General features: G+C 44.1%; 1 protein-coding gene. It reads right to left on the reverse strand.

Translation table 11 applies throughout. The features are described from left to right. Positions 1 to 265 precede the first annotated feature (265 nt). On the reverse strand, positions 266 to 1,221 hold a 956-nt coding region (locus EIZ39_RS26140; protein WP_129204525.1), incomplete at its 5' end, for an IS3 family transposase.

The raw sequence follows: 1,221 nt of genomic DNA on the forward strand, positions 1-1,221 counted from the left end.
CGGCTTAGCCCCCTAAGTTTGGACACTTTCACTTCAAATCTCGTTTTACCGCCAAATTAGTTAAACAGTCAAAGTTTTTTGCTTGTATTACACTTTTTGTAAGTAACATCTTCCTATCTTCACTTCCGTGCCGTGGCTTGACATGGAGCCTCTACGGGCATGAATTCTCGCGATTGAGCGATGCTTAGGCATCGCGTAGCTAGTCCGTAGCTTATCATGCCCGCCCTCCATGTAAAGCCACTTTCAACCTACTTGGAGTTACCTTCTAAACTGCAATCTTCTTTGCTTGAATCTCATTGCGTGTCCATTTCTTCAGAAACATTGCTGGAGAATGGTCTTTGAGACTGCCGTGAAGTCTACGCTTATTGTAAAACTCAATGAATTGGTCAACTCCTTCAAAGGCCTCGTCAAAGGTCATGTAGACTTCTCGTTGGTAGCACTCTCGCTCTAAAATGCTATGGAAGGACTCAATATAAGCATTCTTATTAGGTGACTTGACAGGGATTCTCTCATGTTCAATCCCATACTCCTCACAAAAGTCTCCAAAGTCATGGCTAATGAACTGAGGGCCATTATCTGTACGAAGAATCGGCTTGGACTCAAGATCCAAGAGTTGACGTCGTAAAAGGGCTTGTTTGACCGTGTGGATGATCGATGTTTTATCACACGTTTTCCCTCTGTAATGAGCTACAATGCAACGATCAAAGACGTCAATGATGCTGGCTAAATAGAAGTGACGATCTTTCCCTGCCACATAGCCATATTTGATGTCCATCTGCCATAGTTGATTAGGTCCAGTGATCTCCCGATTATTCGCTAGACGTCGAGGATGTTTGGCTTTCTTTTCACGTTGTGGAAGAAGAATTTGAAGTTCCTTGCAAAGACGATATACTTTTTTCTTGTTAATGACTAGTTTGTAACGCTGCCGTAAACAGCTGGTAAGCTTTCGATACCCATAGACAGACTCCTCCCCACTAATGAGCTGAAGGAGATAACTCTTAATCTTCTGATCCGTACGCTTTTGACCAGATTCGGTATAAGAATAGCCAGGGATCGGCCTCCCTCCCTGGGAAGAATGCTGTTTTTCTGGGTATTTCAAACGGTGATAGTAGGTGGAGGGAGCCACTTGCACAACCCGAAGAACCCGGCGAACAGGCATCTTTCGTTTAATCCAGGATTGGGCCACCTCGAGCCTCTCATCAAGCGTTACTTCTTTTTTTT

The organism is Ammoniphilus sp. CFH 90114 (assembly GCF_004123195.1).
In the GTDB taxonomy this organism is placed as follows: domain Bacteria; phylum Bacillota; class Bacilli; order Aneurinibacillales; family RAOX-1; genus YIM-78166.